At 31.9% G+C, this 16,899-nt stretch carries 11 protein-coding genes; 6 read left to right on the top strand and 5 right to left on the bottom strand.

The window, feature by feature from the left end; genetic code table 11:
* Positions 1-13: 13 nt before the first annotated feature.
* From lon to rpsA, 5 genes are all read left to right on the top strand, one after another.
* Positions 14-2,467, top strand: coding sequence for an endopeptidase La (lon, locus tag ABD766_RS09685; RefSeq protein ID WP_298304521.1), 2,454 nt, complete (start codon positions 14-16; stop codon positions 2,465-2,467).
* 121 nt (positions 2,468-2,588) lie between these two features.
* A complete protein-coding gene (gene porQ / locus ABD766_RS09680; protein ID WP_298304519.1) occupies positions 2,589-3,620 on the top strand; it encodes a type IX secretion system protein PorQ in 1,032 nt (343 codons plus the stop codon).
* 11 nt (positions 3,621-3,631) lie between these two features.
* Complete coding sequence (gene cmk / locus ABD766_RS09675) at positions 3,632-4,321, top strand: (d)CMP kinase (RefSeq protein ID WP_344816484.1); 690 nt, start codon at positions 3,632-3,634, stop codon at positions 4,319-4,321.
* 136 nt (positions 4,322-4,457) lie between these two features.
* A complete protein-coding gene (locus ABD766_RS09670; RefSeq protein WP_298304514.1) occupies positions 4,458-5,711 on the top strand; it encodes a nucleoside permease in 1,254 nt (417 codons plus the stop codon).
* Between the two features lie 241 nt (positions 5,712-5,952).
* On the top strand, positions 5,953-7,725 hold the full coding sequence (rpsA, locus tag ABD766_RS09665; RefSeq protein WP_344816483.1) for a 30S ribosomal protein S1: 1,773 nt from the start codon (positions 5,953-5,955) through the stop codon (positions 7,723-7,725).
* Positions 7,726-7,783: 58 nt separating this feature from the next.
* Here rpsA and ABD766_RS09660 read toward each other — a convergent pair whose 3' ends face one another.
* Entirely contained in the window at positions 7,784-8,317 is a 534-nt protein-coding gene (locus ABD766_RS09660; protein WP_344816482.1) for an ExbD/TolR family protein, read from the bottom strand.
* Positions 8,318-8,414: 97 nt separating this feature from the next.
* Positions 8,415-9,131: a hypothetical protein gene (locus tag ABD766_RS09655; RefSeq protein ID WP_344816481.1), complete on the bottom strand. Its 717-nt coding sequence runs from the start codon at positions 9,129-9,131 to the stop codon at positions 8,415-8,417.
* A 185-nt stretch (positions 9,132-9,316) separates the two neighbouring features.
* Here ABD766_RS09655 and ABD766_RS09650 point away from each other — a divergent pair, with 185 nt between their 5' ends.
* Positions 9,317-9,883, top strand: a complete 567-nt coding sequence (locus ABD766_RS09650) for a fasciclin domain-containing protein (RefSeq protein ID WP_344816480.1) — start codon at positions 9,317-9,319, stop codon at positions 9,881-9,883.
* Positions 9,884-9,958: 75 nt separating this feature from the next.
* Here ABD766_RS09650 and pheT read toward each other — a convergent pair whose 3' ends face one another.
* The 3 genes from pheT to ABD766_RS09635 form a co-directional block, all read right to left on the bottom strand.
* Positions 9,959-12,379 (bottom strand): phenylalanine--tRNA ligase subunit beta, encoded by a 2,421-nt coding sequence (pheT, locus tag ABD766_RS09645; RefSeq protein ID WP_344816479.1) that lies wholly within the window; start codon positions 12,377-12,379, stop codon positions 9,959-9,961.
* Positions 12,380-12,468: 89 nt separating this feature from the next.
* Complete coding sequence (locus ABD766_RS09640; RefSeq protein ID WP_344816478.1) at positions 12,469-13,773, bottom strand: TolC family protein; 1,305 nt, start codon at positions 13,771-13,773, stop codon at positions 12,469-12,471.
* Positions 13,774-13,784: 11 nt separating this feature from the next.
* Positions 13,785-16,871 carry an efflux RND transporter permease subunit gene (locus ABD766_RS09635; RefSeq protein WP_344816477.1) on the bottom strand — a complete coding sequence of 1,029 codons (3,087 nt, stop codon included), beginning with the start codon at positions 16,869-16,871 and terminating at the stop codon, positions 13,785-13,787.
* Between the last annotated feature and the right edge of the window lie 28 nt (positions 16,872-16,899).

The following is a 16,899-nucleotide window of genomic DNA, read 5'->3' as shown; positions in this document are numbered from 1 at the left end:
CTCAATATATACTATGTCAAATCAAAAAATAATCGCCTTTGACAATTTGTCACTTCAAGAATTCGATTCTGAAGCCGAATTGATTCCTCTTTTAACACCAGAAGATGAAGAAGAAATGACTAATGAAGAATTGCCTTCATCATTACCAATTCTGCCATTAAGAAATACGGTATTATTTCCAGGAGTTGTAATTCCAATTACAGCTGGAAGAGATAAATCTATTAAACTAATCAATGAAGCCAATGCTGGTAATAAAATAATTGGTGTCGTTGCTCAAAAAAATGAAGAAGATGAAGATCCTTCTAAAGATGATATTCACCATGTAGGAACAGTTGCCAGAATTCTTAGAGTTTTAAAAATGCCTGATGGTAATATAACTGTTATACTTCAAGGAAAAAAACGCTTTGAAATAGATTCTATTGTTTCTGAACTACCTTTTATTACGGCCAACATTAAAGAAGTACCAGAAAAACGACCAGGAAAACACGATACGGAGTTTAACACAATTATTGATTCAATTAAAGAATCAGCAATAGAAATAATAAAAGAAAGTCCAAATATTCCTACTGAGGCTACATTTGCTATCAAAAATATTGAGAGTCAATCGTTCTTAATCAATTTTGTTTCTTCCAATATGAATCTTTCGGTTGAGGAAAAACAAAATTTATTAATGATGAATGTTCTAAAAGAAAGAGCTCTTGAAACTTTACGTTACATGAATGTAGAGTTGCAAAAACTTGAACTTAAAAATGATATTCAATCTAAAGTTCGTTTCGATTTAGACCAACAGCAACGTGAATATTTCTTGCACCAACAAATGAAAACCATCCAAGAAGAATTGGGTGGCGTTTCTAATGAGCAAGAATTTGAAGAAATGCGTCAACGTGCCAAAACTAAAAGTTGGGATGAAAAAACAAGTAAGCACTTCGAAAAAGAATTTTCTAAGTTGCAACGTATGAATCCGCAGGCGCCAGATTTTGGTATTCAAAGAAATTATCTAGACTTATTTTTAGATTTACCTTGGAATAAATATTCAAAAGATAACTTTGATTTAAAACATGCTCAAAAAGTTTTAGACAGAGATCATTTTGGATTAGAAGATGTAAAAAAACGAATGATTGAACATTTAGCAGTTTTGAAATTGCGAAATGATATGAAATCACCAATTATATGTTTGACAGGACCTCCTGGTGTTGGAAAAACATCTATTGGAAAATCAGTTGCTGAAGCATTAGGAAGAGAGTATGTTAGAATTTCATTAGGTGGTTTAAGAGACGAAGCTGAAATTCGTGGACACAGAAAGACCTACATAGGCGCAATGCCAGGAAGAATTATACAAAGTATAAAAAAAGCACAAACTTCAAATCCGGTATTTATTTTAGATGAAATCGATAAGTTGTCTGTAAGCAATCATGGTGATCCATCATCAGCGCTTTTAGAAGTTCTAGATCCTGAACAAAATAATGCTTTTTATGATAATTTCCTTGAAATGGGATACGATTTATCTAAAGTTATGTTCATTGCGACTTCTAATACAATGTCAACTATTCAACCGGCATTAAAAGATAGAATGGAAGTTATAAAAATGGCAGGATATACAACAGAAGAAAAAGTTGAAATTGCACGCCAACATTTATTTCCAAAGCAGTTGAAAGAACACGGATTGACTTCAAAAGATTTGACAATTGGTAAAAAAGAATTAGAAAAAATAGTTGAAGGTTATACTCGTGAATCGGGTGTGAGAAGTTTGGAGCAAAAAATTGCACAAGTGATAAGAAATGCTGCAAAATCTGTAGCAATGGAAGAAGAATATAACAAAAAAGTTACATCAGAAGATATCGTAAAAGTTTTGGGTTCACCAAAATTAGAACGTGATAAAGCTGAAGGAAACGATGTTGCTGGAGTAGTAACAGGATTGGCTTGGACTTCTGTCGGTGGAGATATTCTTTTTATTGAATCCTTGATTTCTAAGGGAAAAGGAACGCTTACTTTAACTGGAAATTTAGGTACGGTGATGAAGGAATCTGCTACAATTGCCTTAGAATACATCAAAGCAAATGCAGAACTTTTCGGACTAGATCAAGATATTTTGACAAAGTATAACATTCACTTACACGTTCCAGAAGGAGCAACACCAAAAGACGGACCAAGTGCTGGAATTGCAATGTTAACATCATTAGTTTCTTTGTTAACGCAACGCAAAATCAAAAAAGGTTTAGCTATGACAGGTGAAATTACTTTAAGAGGAAAAGTTTTGCCAGTTGGAGGAATCAAAGAAAAAATTCTAGCGGCTAAAAGAGCTAATATAAAAGAAATCATTCTTTGTCATGATAATAAAAGTGATATTGATGAAATTAAAGCAAATTATCTAGAAGGATTAACTTTTCATTATGTAAAAGAAATGAGTGAAGTTATTGATATAGCATTAACCAATCAAAAGGTGAAAAATGCCAAAGTTTTAGATTAATTTCATTTAAAAATAGTTTAAGGCATGAGATGAAAACCTCATGCCTTTTTATTTTTAGTATAACTTTAAAAATAATATCTTCGCATTTCCGTTATAGGTTAAGTAAATTGCTATTTTTTGTATGTTTAAAAAACTATTTATCTCCATTTTTTTACTTTTTTGCACTGTAAGTTACAGTCAAATAGGAGGTAGGTCAGTTTATCAATTTTTAAATTTAGTTACTTCTCCAAGGCAAGCAGCATTAGGAGGTAAAGTAATTACTATTTATGATAATGACGTAAATCAAGCACATTTTAATCCGGCTACAATTAATGCTGAAATGGACAATCATTTGTCTTTAAATTACGGAAGCTATTTTGGTGAAGTTACCTATGGAACTGCTGCTTATGCCTATACTTACGACCGACATTTGCAAACCTTTCACGCTGGAGTAAATTATGTAAACTACGGAAATTTTGATGGTTACGACGAAAATGGTCTAGCCACATCTTCATTCACAGGAAGTGAAATAGCACTTTCTTTTGGTTATGCTTACAATATTCCATTTACAAGTTTTTATTTAGGAGCCAATGCCAAATTGATTTCTTCCACTTTAGAAAGTTATAATTCATTTGGTGGCGCTGCCGATTTTGGATTTTTATTTATCGATGAACCTAACGATGTCAATTGGGGATTAGTTGTTAGAAATGTTGGAACCCAATTCACAACTTATGCTGGTACTCAAGAGAAATTACCTCTTGAAGTTTTGATTGGTGTTTCGCAAGAAGTAGAAAATGTACCTTTGCGATGGCATCTAACTTTAGAAAATTTGCAACAATGGAAAATAGGTTTTTCTAATCCTAATCGTGCTATTGGAAGTATTGATGGTGAAGCGACTCAAGAAAAAGTAGGCTTTTTAAATAATGCTTTGCGACATGTGGTTTTAGGTGCCGAATTGTTTCCAACTAAAGGAATAAACGTAAGACTTGGATATAATTTTAGAAGAGCAGAAGAATTGCGAATTGTAGATCAGAGAAATTTTTCAGGAATTTCACTTGGATTGGGATTAAAAATGGGTAAAATGAAATTTAATTATTCTTATTCAAGATATACACTTGCAGGAAACACAAGTCTTTTCGGACTAACAATTGATTTTTCAGACAACAGTTATTAAACAGACATAAATTGAAAAAAATTACTATTGCTATCGACGGATTTTCTTCAACAGGAAAAAGTACTTTAGCCAAACAACTTGCCAAACATTTAGGGTATGTATACGTTGATACAGGAGCAATGTATCGCGCAGTAGCTTTATTTGCAATGCAAAAAGGATATATTTCCTCTTCAAATTTTGATAAACAAGCACTTATTAATGATATTTCAAATATCAAATTGCATTTCGAATTCAATGCAGATTTAGGTTTTGCTGAAATGTTTTTGAATGATGTAAATGTTGAAAAAGAAATTAGAACTATTGAAGTTTCTAGTTTTGTAAGTAAAGTGGCAGAAGTTTCAGAAGTTCGTGCTAAGTTAGTAGAACAACAAAAGGCGATGGGTAAAAACAAAGCTATAGTTATGGACGGACGTGATATTGGAACGGTAGTTTTTCCTGATGCTGAATTAAAGATTTTTATGACTGCAAGTGCCGAAACCAGAGCACAACGTCGCTTTGACGAACTTCAAGCCAAAGGTGACAATGTTTCTTATGAAGATGTTTTAAAGAATGTTCAAGAACGCGATTACATTGATACTCATAGAGATGACTCTCCTTTAGTAATAGCTGATGATGCTATTGAAATTGATAATTCTTATCTTTCAAGAGAAGAACAATTTGCAGCAGTATTAGAATTGGTGGAAGAAATAATTAATCAGTAAAACAAAAAATTAAATTATCTAATTCCAAATTTCAAATTTTAATGTTATAAATTTTGGAATTTGGAATTTTTCATTTGGAAATTTAGATAATAATCTTAGTTTTACAATCTATTTACATTACAAAAACATATTTATTATGAGTATAAAGTTTAGATTAACTCTAATGAGTTTTCTTCAATTCTTCGTTTGGGGTGCATGGTTGATAACGGTTGCAAATTATTGGTTTGGAACTAAGCAATGGAGTGGTGCTGAATTTGGAGCAATATTTTCTACTTTAGGATTATCTTCAATAGTTATGCCTGCAATTACAGGAATCATAGCAGATAAATGGATAAATGCTGAAAAACTTTACGGAGTATTACATATTCTTGGTGGATTAGCATTAATGTATATTCCACAAGTTGATAATCCAACGACATTTTATTATGTAATTTTTGCTGCAATGATTTGCTATATGCCAACGATATCTTTATCAAATTCAGTTGCTTATAATATTTTAAAAAATAATAATTATGATGTTGTAAAAGTATTCCCTCCAATTAGAGTTTGGGGTACTATAGGCTTCATTGCTGCTATGTGGATTACCAATTTAACAGATAATAAAGCTTCTGCAAATATGTTTTATATTTCTGCATTTGCAGCTTTTGCACTAGGATTTTATTCTTTTACTTTACCTAAATGTCCTCCACAAAATTTAATTTCTAATGATGCTTCTTTCGCAGAAAAATTTGGATTAAGTGCATTTAAATTATTTGGAACCTATAAAATGGCATTGTTTTTTATATTTTCAATGTTTTTAGGTGGCGCTTTGCAACTAACAAATATGTATGGTGATGTTTATTTATCAGAATTTGCCAATGTTCCTAAATATGCAGATTCATTTGTTGTTAAATATTCAACAATCATTATGTCTATTTCTCAAATATCAGAAACGTTGTTTATTTTAGCAATACCTTTTTTCTTAAAAAGATTTGGTATCAAACAAGTAATGTTAATATCAATGATTGCTTGGGTTTTACGTTTTGGATTATTTGCTTATGGAAATCCAGTCGATGGTTTATGGATGATTATTGTATCGTGTATTGTATACGGAATGGCATTTGACTTTTTCAACATTTCAGGTTCCTTATTTGTAGAAACTACTACAGATTCAAAAATTCGTTCTTCTGCTCAAGGTTTATTTATGATGATGTCTAACGGATTTGGTGCTTTTTTTGGAGGCTTAATTAGCGGAATTGTTATAGATAAATATTTTACTATTGACGGAGCAAGAGATTGGCACAACATCTGGCTTGCTTTTGCTGGATATGCATTAGTAATAGCAATTCTATTTGCAATATTCTTCAAGCACAAACACAATCCTGATGAAGTGGCTAACGTGAGTCATTAAAACTTAAAAATAGTATCAAAAGCCCTTTCTTAACCTAGTTTTGAAAGGGTTTTTAGTTTAATGCAAATTTGTTGTATTTTGGAGAGATAAATATTTTGTAATTAATAAATTATGCTTACTTTTGCAAACCTTTTGGCGAAGAAGAGTTTCCTTTAGGTATCAACTATTTATGTAAAACACTGCTGCTGTTTTCTATTCGATAATAAACTCAAGAAGCACGGCATACAAATTTTTTATCAGCATGTCTGAATTAAACAAAGAACAACAAGCGTTTTTAAACGAATTTAACTGGCACAATTACGCAGAAGGAATTGATGCAGTAGATCAAAAAAACTTACAAGAATTTGAAGATTTAGTTACTAAAACTTTCATCTCTACTGATCAAGAAGAAGTAGTTGAAGGTGTTGTAGTTAGAATCACAGATCGTGACGCTATTGTTGACATTAATGCAAAATCGGAAGGTGTTATCTCATTAAACGAATTCCGTTACAACCCAAACTTAAAAGTGGGTGACAAAGTAGAAGTATTAATCGACGTTCGTGAGGACAAAACAGGTCAATTAGTATTATCTCACAGAAAAGCAAGAACTATCAAATCATGGGATAGAGTTATTTCTGCTAACGAAACTGGTGAAATTGTTACAGGTTTTGTTAAATGTAGAACTAAAGGTGGTATGATTGTAGATGTTTTCGGAATTGAAGCATTCTTACCAGGTTCACAAATTGATGTGAAACCAATCCGTGATTACGATGTATACGTAAACAAAAACATGGAATTCAAAGTTGTGAAAATCAACCACGAATTTAAAAATGTTGTTGTATCTCACAAAGCGCTTATCGAAGCAGATATCGAAGTTCAGAAAAAAGAAATTATTGGTCAATTAGAAAAAGGACAAGTATTAGAAGGTGTTGTTAAAAACATTACTTCTTATGGTGTGTTTATTGACTTAGGTGGTGTTGATGGATTAATCCACATTACTGACCTTTCTTGGTCAAGAATCAATCACCCAAGTGAAGTTCTTGAATTAGACCAAAAATTGAACGTAGTTATTCTTGATTTCGATGACGAAAAAACAAGAATCCAATTAGGTTTAAAACAATTAAACGCTCACCCATGGGATGCACTTGGTGCTGAACTTAAAGTTGGTGACAAAGTGAAAGGTAAAGTAGTAGTTATCGCTGATTACGGTGCTTTCATTGAAGTTGCTGAAGGTGTTGAAGGTTTAATCCACGTTTCTGAAATGTCTTGGTCTACTCACTTAAGAAGTGCTCAAGATTTCGTGAAAGTTGGTGATGTTGTTGAAGCTGTTGTGTTAACTCTTGACAGAGACGAAAGAAAAATGTCATTAGGTATCAAACAAATGACTCAAGATCCATGGACTGATATCACAGCTAAATACCCAGTAGGTTCTAAACATACAGGTATCGTTAGAAACTTTACAAACTTTGGTATTTTCGTAGAACTTGAAGAAGGAATTGATGGATTAGTTTACATCTCTGACTTATCTTGGACTAAGAAAATCAAACACCCATCTGAATTTGTTAACGTAGGTGACAAACTTGATGTAGTAGTACTAGAATTAGATGTTGACGGACGTAAATTATCTTTAGGTCACAAACAAACTACTGCTAATCCTTGGGACAAACACGAAGATGCATTTGCTGTTGGAACTATCCACACTGGAACAATTGCTGAAATCGTTGACAAAGGTGCTACTGTAGATTTCGGAGATGATGTTGTTGCGTTTATTCCAACTCGTCACTTAGAAAAAGAAGATGGTAAAAAATTGAAAAAAGGTGACGAAGCTGAATTCAAAGTAATTGAGTTCAACAAAGAATTCAAAAGAGTTGTTGCTTCTCACACTGCTATCTTTAGAGAAGAAGAAGAGAAAAATGTTAAAGCTGCGTCTGAATCAGTTGCTGCTTCTAACAATAATAATCAAGCTTCAACTTTAGGAGATAACAATGATATCTTAGCTGAATTAAAAGCTAAAATGGAAAAAGGAGGAAAATAATTCTCTGATTTTCTAAAATACTTTAAAAGCTCTCAAGAAATTGGGAGCTTTTTTTGTATCAATTAATTGCTAATAAATTACTTTCTTCAGGAGTAAAATCATTGACAATAGCATAAGTTTGGATATTTGTAATAGCCATTTCATCTAAAATAGAAACCAAATTGCCAAAATTAGATTGCTTGCTAGGTTTGATGATAACTATCGCGCCTCGTTCACGATCACCTATTTTCTCAATAATTCTTTTATTTAGCTTTAATAACTGATTTCTAATGCCATCTTTTCCGTAACCTAAGGTTTTAGGTTTTTCTTCAGGAGCTTCAAGTAAGCCTTGAAAAGTAATAATTTCATCATTATCATCAAGTAAAATTGTAATGACTCTATTAGTTCTTAGCCCACATCCAAAATAACATCCACCACCACAACCTGTATCGGGTAAACCCAAATCCATTATTTTTGGTTTAGATAATTCAACTGATACCATATAAAAAACAATTAACAAAAAAGAAATGTTAACCATTGCAGTTAAATCTATTCTAGGTCTTAACTTTTTGCTTCTAGGTTTGTTTAAGCTATTAAAATCTTTAGTGTCCATAGTAATAATTTTTAGAAGTTATAATTATTTTGCAAAAGGCATCTACTTTTATAACGATAACATTTTGAGATTATTACAAAGACAAACCAAAACTATATTAGTTTTCCTTAAAAGGTCGGTTCCAAATCATATTATTAAAATTTTTTCCCATCATGAAAAAATAATAAGCTATTGTTCCAACCATAGATTTAAACAGGAATAGAAAAATAATTAGTGGAGCCAATGCAACTGATTTACTCAAATTATTAGTAGGAGTGAAGTAGGTTCCCATCAAACTCACAACCAAGCAGAACAACAGAAAGTACACAATATTTTTGAAAGGTAAAACCATGAGCTTTCTGTACCAAGCTAAATCATTGCCCCATTGGTGTATCAAATAATAATAGTCATTTCCAATAGGAACAAAAAGAAGCGGATCATCATAATTCTTTAAATTGAATGCTTTGCTTGGAGCAACAATTTTGAAACCCTCTAATTTTGTATGGTGTTCTTTTTCTAAGGAGTTAATTTTAGTAACTGCTTCTTCGGGTATTTTATTTGCAAAAAGAGAACTTTCCAAAAAGCGTAAACGGTAGTCAATGCAAATTTTCTTGATTTGATTTTCGTGAAATATTTTCTCTGTTTCCAATAAACTAAAGTTAAAATCATTAGAATTTGTTGAACTTTCACCTTTCAAGTTGTTCGAAATTCGCTCTCGTTCTATTTCATTTTGATTTAAAATGGAATAGACTTCTTCAAGAAGTTGCTCTTCTGATAGTGTTTTTTTTCTGTTCATCAACAACTCTTCAACCAAGGTTCTGTTTTTTAGTAACATGATTTTACTTTATTTAAATGAATATACTTCCTTTTCAATAAGTTCTAAATTAATTAATTAGTATGAATTTGAAAAATTTTTCACCAAAATTCATTTATTAAACTAATGTTAATTTTCAACATTATAAAACCAAATGAAAAGTATCAGCGTAAATGCTTGTATAAACTTTTAAAAAATAAATTATTATGAAAACTAGAAACATTTTTTCAGCTGTAGTATTGTCCTTATCTCTTTTTGGAACAACATTGACTTTTGCTCAAAAAGAAAAAATAGTTAATGTAGGTGGAGCACCAATGTATCCTTCAAAAAATATTGTTGAAAATGCTGTAAACTCAAAAGATCACACCACTTTGGTTGCGGCTGTGAAAGCTGCTGGTTTAGTTGAAACATTACAATCTAAAGGACCATTCACCGTTTTTGCCCCAACCAATACTGCATTTGATAAATTACCAAAAGGAACTGTCGAAACTTTATTGAAACCAGAAAATCTAAAAACGCTACAAACTATTTTAACTTATCACGTAGTTTCAGGTAAATTAAATGCTTCAGATTTAATGAGTTTGATTAAAAAAGGAAATGGAAAAGCAACATTAAAAACAGTTTCAGGTGGAACTTTAACAGCTTGGATGAAAGGAAAAGATATTTATTTAACTGATGAAAATGGAAACAGTTCGAAAGTTACTATTGCAGATGTAAATCAATCTAATGGAGTTATTCACGTTGTTGATAGCGTTGTAACACCAAAAGCATAAGGTTGTTATTTTGTTTGGTTAAAAGAAGAAACCCATCTCAATTGAGATGGGTTTCTTTATTTATATTATTTTCTGTTATCTTAATTGTGCTCCTAATTCACTTTCAAAATTAGATTGAAGTTTGCTCATGATTTTATCAATTTGAACATCAGTCAATGTTTTGGTTGTATCTTGAATCGTGAAACTCACAGCATAAGATTTTTTTCCTTCTGGTAAATTCTTACCTTCATAAACATCAAATAAATTAATGTCTTTAAGAAGTGATTTCTCTGTTTGACGAGCTACTTTGTAAATAGATTCAAAAGCAACATTAGTATCTACTAGCAAAGCAAAATCTCTTCTAACTTCAGGATATTTAGGAATTGCAGTAAACTTAATTTTATTTGAAAGCAATTTAATTACCAAATCCCAGTTGAATTCAGCATAAAAAACTTCTTGCTTGATGTCAAAATGTTTCAAAATGGATTTTTTAACGGTTCCCATTTCAACTAAAGTATCATTTCCTAATGCAAATGCAATTCCTTCTGAAAAAATATCGTTTTCTACAGGTAAATTTTGAGTTTTATCAAATCCTAATCGCGATAAAATTGAGTTTACATATCCTTTAAATAAAAAGAAGTCTGTAGGTTTTTGAACATTTGTCCAACTTTCTGAAACACGATTTCCTGAAACAAATAAGGTTAAATGTTTCTTTTCGTTGTATCCAGATAATAATTTGCGGTAGCTTTTTCCGAATTCAAATAATTTTAAATCGCTATTTTTTCTGTTGATATTATAAGAAATCGCCTCCAATCCAGAGTATAACATCGATTGTCTCATAACAGATAATTCGCTACTCAACGGATTCAACATGGTTACATTATATTCTTCTTTCAAAAGTTCTGAAAGCTGAACATAATCTGGAGTAGTTAATGAATTGGCCATCATTTCGTGAAATCCAAATGAATTCAACTGCGAAGCAATGATATTTTGAACCTTATAATCTTCTGTTCTAGCAGATTTTGCAACAGTTGCATTTAATTTTTTAGAGAAAGTAATGTTGTTATATCCATAAACTCTCAAAATTTCTTCAATAACATCCACTTCTCTTTGAACGTCAACTCGATAAGCTGGAATAATTAATCCCAAACCTGCATCGGAGGAATTGTTTACTTTGATGTCTAAAGAAGCAACAATTTTCTTGATAGTTTCTTTTGGAAGTTCTTGACCAATTAATTTGAATGCTTTTTCATAGTTCAAGAAAACAGTAAAGTCTTCAATTTTCTTAGGATAAACATCAATAACATCAGAAGTAATTTCTCCACCAGCAACTTCTTGAATTAATAATGCTGCACGTTTTAAAGCATACTCTGTAATAGTTGGATCAATTCCTCTTTCAAAACGGAAAGAAGCATCTGTACTTAAGGTATGACGTTTAGCAGTTTTACGAATAGTTACAGGATTGAAGTAAGCACTTTCTAAAAATATAGTAGTTGTATTTTCAGAAACACCTGAATTTTTTCCACCAAAAACTCCTGCCAAACACATTGGACCTTTATCATCACAAATTAATAAATCTTCTTCGTGTAAAGTACGCTCAACATCATCAAGAGTTACAAATTTTGTTCCAGCTTCAACAGTTTTTACCGTTACTTTTCCATTTATTTTTGCTACATCAAAGGCGTGAAGTGGCTGACCTAATTCGTGTAATACATAATTAGTAACGTCAATAACATTGTTTTTTGGAGTTAATCCAATAGCTTTCAATCTATTTTGTAACCAACTTGGAGAAGGTTTTATAGTAATACCAGAAATAGTAACACCACAATATCTTGGAGCTAAAGAGGAATCTTTAACATCAACATCAATTTTTAAAGTACGTTTATCAACTTTAAATTTTGAAACTGAAGGAGTGATTAATTCCAAAGAAGCGTTTTTCTGAATCAAAGCGGCACGTAAATCACGAGCAACTCCCATATGAGACATCGCGTCGGCACGATTTGGAGTTAAACCAATTTCAAAAACTTCATCATTTTCAATATTGAATACTTTAGCAGCTGGAGTTCCTGGTTTTAAATTGGAATCAAGAACCATAATTCCGTCGTGACTTGTTCCTAAACCTAATTCGTCTTCGGCACAAATCATTCCGTGACTTTCTTGTCCACGAATTTTTCCTTTTTTGATTTCAAATTCATTTCCGTCTTTGTCAAAAAGTTTTGTACCAATAGTTGCAACAGGTACTTTTTGTCCTGCAGCTACATTAGTTGCACCACAAACAATTTGAACAGGAGTTCCTTCGCCTAAATCGACAGTTGTAATATTAAGTCTGTCTGCATCTGGATGTTTTTCACAAGTTAAAACATGACCAACAACAACGCCTTCCAATCCTCCTTTTACGGATTGATATTTTTCAACTATTTCTACTTCAAGACCTAAATCAGTCAATATATCTGATACTTCAGCAGAAGGTAAATCGATTTTTAAGAATTGTTTTATCCAGTTGTATGAAATCTTCATTATATCTATATTTAAATAAGGTGGCAAAGATACACAATGTAGCTTATTATTTAAAATATATTTAAGTAGTTTGAGTTAACTTGTAAGTATTAAAAACCTAGTGTACCGCTAAGTTCTTTTAGACTTATTTCAAAAAGTTTAGTTTGAAATTGTGCATTACTGTAACGAACTAATGCATTTACATAATTCAATTGAGCTGTACGATATTCAATAGGAGTGATGGTGCCAATCTTAAATTTTGCCAAAGTAATATCCAAATTTTGTTTTGCTATTTCACTATTTTTCTCTTCAACTTTAGTCAATTCTAAATTAGTCAAGTAGCTTTGATAAGCCATACCAAGTTGCGATTCTAAAGCAATTTTTTGTTGATTAATAGTGTTTTCAACATTTTCAACTTGGAGTTTAGCAACTTTTTCATTTCGATTTTGATTAAAGCCATCAAATATTGGAACTGAAGCATTTATCCCATAAACAAATCCACGACCAGAAGATTGCGTAACGAATCCCAAAGAAGCCTCAGATCGAGTAAAATTGTACCCAGAATTAATTCTAACAGTTGGATATCTTCCAGCTTTTACTTGCTTCAATTGAAGTTCGGCATTATTTTTTTCTAATAATTGTGCTTGCAATTGTGGATTTTGCTTTTCAGAAAGTGATTTTAATTCATCATATTTTAGTGAAGCATCGATTGTAATTTTGTCTTCTACTTTAAAATCTAATTTTGTGTCTCTAGCTAAAATCTCATTCAATCTAATTTTAGAATTTTGATATAATTCTAATTGTTTCAACCTTGAGCTAACATCGGTATTTAAATCTACTTGCGCATTTAAAACTTCTAATTTGGCTGCTTTTCCAATAGAATAGCGATTTTGAGCTGTTGTTAATCGTTGATTTGAAATTACAATGGCAGTATCTAAAGCTTTGATTTGTTGCTGTTGCTGAACTAAATCAAAATAAGTAGCATAGACATCGCTTATTCTTGTTATAATTGCAAGTTTTAATTCGGCTTCGCCTTGTTTTTGTAAAACTTTTAATTGTTCTCTTCGTGCAAACATTCGCATTCCGTCAAAAATGGTCCAGTCTAGTCCAACGCCATAGGTTAGATTCATGTTAATTGCATTATCAAGAGTTCTTTTATCTCCGCTTGCTTGGGTTTGAGTAGTGTTTAAAATACTATTATTATTAGCAACAGTTGCGCTAAGAGTTGGAAACATTCCGGCATTTCCAGAGGTAGAATTTGTTTCATCAATTTTCAAATTGTTTTTAGCAATCTTAATATCATAATTATTTTCTAAAGCAATTTTAACAGCGTCTTCCAATTTCAAAATCTCTTGAGCTTGAAGTTGAAAACTAAATAAAAACAGAATTGATATATATATAAAGCGAATTTTCATAGGTTTAAATTTTATTTTTCAAGAGCGTCTAAATTATCAAATTCAGGACGGTGTTTTTTCGCTCTTGACCACATTAAATATATCGCAGGAATTACGAAAAGTGTTAGAATTAGCGAAAACAAGGTTCCTCCAACGATGACAACACCCATACCAATTCTACTTGTAGAAGCGGCTCCAAGTGACATTGCGATAGGTAATGCTCCTAATGCAATAGCTAAACTAGTCATCAAAATTGGACGCAAACGCGCTTCTGAAGCTTCAATGATGGCTTCGAATTTTGTTTTGCCTTGTTCACGTAATTGATTGGCAAATTCGACAATTAAAATTCCGTTCTTCGTGACGAGTCCAATTAACATTACAGTTCCAATTTGACTAAAAATATTCCAAGTTTGACCAAATAACCACAATGAGAATAGTGCTCCAGCGACAGCCATCGGAACAGTTAAAATGATGATAAAAGGATCAATGAAACTTTCAAATTGTGCTGCAAGAATTAAGTAAATTAATAATAATGCTAATCCGAAAGCAAATAAAGTATTCGAACTACTTTCAACAAAATCTCTTGATTCACCGCCTAAATCAGTTGTGAAGGATGCATCTAAAACTTTTTCCTTAATTTCATTCATCGTATCAATTCCATCGCCCATACTTTTTCCTGGAGCTAATCCGGCCGAAATTGTAGCTGACATGTATCTATTGTTGTGAAATAATTGCGGTGGATTACTTTGTTCTTCCACTTTTACCACATTATCCATTTGAATTAAAGTTCCATTTTTACTTTTTACAAACATTGAGGTTAAATCTAAAGGTTTGTTGCGGTCTTTTTCTTCAAATTGTCCTATGACTTGGTATTGTTTACCATCTTTCATAAAGTAACCAAAACGTTGTCCACTAAGTGATAATTGTAAAGTTTGAGCTACATCTAATACAGAAATCCCCAAACTTTCTGCTTTTTCTCTGTCGATAGTAACATTGATTTCGGGTTTGTTAAATTTCAAATTCACATCAACCGTTGAAAATGTCTCATTCTGATTGGCCAAATCCATGAACTGCGGAATTTTTTCACGTAATTTTTCAAAATTTGGAGCTTGAATAATATATTGAATTGGTAAACCAGCTCTTCTGTTTACAGAAATCGTAGGTTGTTCCGAAACATTTGTTTTAGCTTCAGAATATTTTTTAGTTAATTTGGTAAAACGTTCTGCAATTTCCTTTTGTGAAGCTTCTCTATCTTCTGGTTCTTTTAGTGCTAAACGAATTCGACCAGTATTAACCGATGATGATAAAAATCCTGGAGCAGTAATTACTAAAGCAATTTTCTTTTCGGGCACCGAATCATTAATTAATTGTGATAATTCTTGCATGAATCTATCCGTATATTCATAAGTTGCACCTTCTGGAGCAGTAACGCTTACTACTACTAAACTTCTATCATCATAAGGTGCTGTTTCTTTTGGAATTATTGTGAAAAATAAGGCAATTAGTCCAATACAAATAATCAGAATTGGAAAACTCAACCATTTTTTCTTCATGAAACTCGTCAAAGCTTCGGCATAACCTTTGTTTAAACTAACAAAATAGGGTTCCGTAAATTCATAAAAACGAGTTTTCTTTTGTTCGCCACCTTTCATCAAATAAGCATTCAACATTGGTGTTAATGTCAACGATACAAATGCGGAAATCAATACAGCAGCTCCAATTACGACACCAAATTCTCTAAACAATCGTCCAACGAAACCTTCGAGAAATATGATAGGTAAAAATACAGCGGCTAATGTTATTGAAATTGAAATTACAGCAAAGAAAATCTCATTTGAACCTTTAATTGCCGCTTCAATCGGTGACATTCCTTCTTCCACTTTTTTGAATATGTTTTCAGTTACAACAATTCCGTCGTCAACTACTAATCCTGTGGCTAATACAATGGCGAGAAGTGTTAAAACATTTACCGAAAATCCACATAAATACATGATGAAAAAAGTTGCAATCAATGACACTGGAATATCAATTAAAGGTCGAAATGCAATGGACCAATCTCTAAAGAATAAGAAGATGATTAAAATTACGAGAATGATTGAAATCAAAAGTGTTTCAGCAACTTCTACAACCGATTTTTTGATAAAAATAGTGTTGTCTAAAGCAATATTAAGCTCAATATCGGAAGGTAATTCTTTCTTTAAAACGTCGTATTTTTTGTAAAATTCATTGGCAATATCCAAATAATTCGTTCCTGGTTGCGGAATTACAGCCAATCCAACCATAGGTTTTCCCGAACCGGTAAATCTAGTTTCTAAGTTTTCTGGACCTAATTCAGCTTTTCCGACATCGCTCAAACGAACCACTCTAGAATTATCTGAAATTATTATGATATTATTAAATTCTTCGGCAGTAGATAAATTTCCTAAAGTTTTTACGGTTAATTCTGTATTGGCACCAGTTAATTTTCCAGATGGTAATTCAACGTTTTGACTATTTAAAGCATTTCTGACATCTGAAACTGTCACACCATAAGAAGTCAATTTTATAGGATCAATCCAAATTCTCATCGAGTATCGTTTTTGTCCCCAAATTTGAACACTACTTACTCCAGGAATTGTTTGTAATCGTTCTGCAATTACATTTTCTGCATAATCACTAAGTTGTAAAGCATCTTTAGTTTCACTTTGAACCGTCATTGTTACAATAGGATCGGAATCGGCATCGGCTTTTGAAACTACTGGTGGAGCATCAATATCTTGTGGTAAACTTCGAATGGCTTGCGATACTTTATCTCGAACATCATTGGCAGCTTCTTCAAGGTTTTTCTCCAGTTTAAATTCGATGTTAATATTACTTGAACCTTGATTACTAGAGGAAGTAATATTTCTAATTCCGTCGATAGAATTAATAGCTTTTTCTAACGGTTCCGTTATCTGAGATTCAATAATATCAGAATTGGCTCCAGTATAATTTGTTCTAACATTAATTTGCGCAGGATCAATGGAAGGAAATTCTCTTACACCCAAATAGCTATAGCCAATTATTCCAAACAAAATTATGGTTAAATTAACTACAATTGTAAAAACAGGTCTTTTTATACTTAACGTTGATAAACTCATAGGATTAAATTGTGAATTAAGAATTACT

It is taken from the genome of Flavobacterium cheonanense (assembly GCF_039539185.1).
In the GTDB taxonomy this organism is placed as follows: domain Bacteria; phylum Bacteroidota; class Bacteroidia; order Flavobacteriales; family Flavobacteriaceae; genus Flavobacterium; species Flavobacterium cheonanense.
Note: the sequence above shows the minus strand (reverse complement) of the source record. Positions and strands in the feature narration are given on the sequence as shown.